Source organism: Parendozoicomonas sp. Alg238-R29, from assembly GCF_947331445.1.
Taxonomy (GTDB): Bacteria; Pseudomonadota; Gammaproteobacteria; order Pseudomonadales; family Endozoicomonadaceae; genus Sansalvadorimonas.
On record NZ_CAMZOG010000232.1, the window covers coordinates 1 to 988 of the forward strand.

1 pseudogene is annotated in these 988 nt (G+C 46.8%); it reads right to left on the bottom strand.

What is annotated here, in order from left to right:
- Positions 1–749: pseudogene (locus QMA35_RS21800) on the bottom strand (hypothetical protein); the annotation flags it as partial.
- Positions 750–988: the final 239 nt, after the last annotated feature.

A 988-nucleotide genomic window follows, 5' to 3' on the forward strand; every position in this document is an offset into this window, starting at 1 on the left:
GCAAACAGGATAACCAGCCGCTGACTAAGTTCGTCTTCCCACAGAAAATTAGCCAGGTCCCAGGCTTCACCAAACGCCTCTGCCGATAGATGGGTAGGATCAAACCCCAGAGCTTCCACCAACTCCCGGTACTCACCTTCCCGCCATTCGGTGTAAAAGGTTTTTCCCCAATCTTCAAAAACACTGGTACGGACTGTTTTGAGTGCGGTTTTACCCAATCGCTGTATGTGTTTATTAATGGAGATAACATCATGAACATCATTGGCCCACACCAATAAAGAATGCCCGGCCTCTGCAAGCCCTGCACCAAAACGCCCGGCATGGGCTGCGACTTTACCAATATCAGATCGTTGTTGATGTTGTTTTTCAATCTGTGCCGCCTCAACTTTTTCGGCAGCAATAATCTGATTAAGTTGGATACGAATAGCGGAGTAGGTGCTATCAAGTTTCTTTTGGAGCTGGCCTCGCCCGGGATCAAGGGAATAGACACACAATGCACCACGAGACAGAAGCTCTGCCACTTGAAAGCGATAAGCTTGAGAACCACCAGAGCGATTCAGTGGTAACTCGCGTTCTATCCGGTCCCGCGAGCTGAAGTCCAGGTCAAACAGAAACCGACGCGCCCTGCTAGAATCTCCCAGCTGCAGCCTTTCATGACCTTCGAGATGTGAATTTGTTGTGAGAAGAAAGGCATCACCATTAAGACTCTTGATGGTGAGGTGAATGTCTGTGCGAACGCCGCAATGCACGATATCGATCCCTGATACATGTCTTTATTATTTCTATTGCCATGATTGAAACAGAAACAAACGACAAGAACCAGCCGGATTTTCTTTAAACAAATTCGCTCCGCAACCAGAGAAATTCATCATTTTTCTATAAAGATGCAGCCACCTCTCCTTCACGAACCCTAGACGACACCGTTTTAAAAACACGTGTATCTTGATGATTTAAAAGGGTTTAGAAACGTACCTCGAAATCCTCTCTG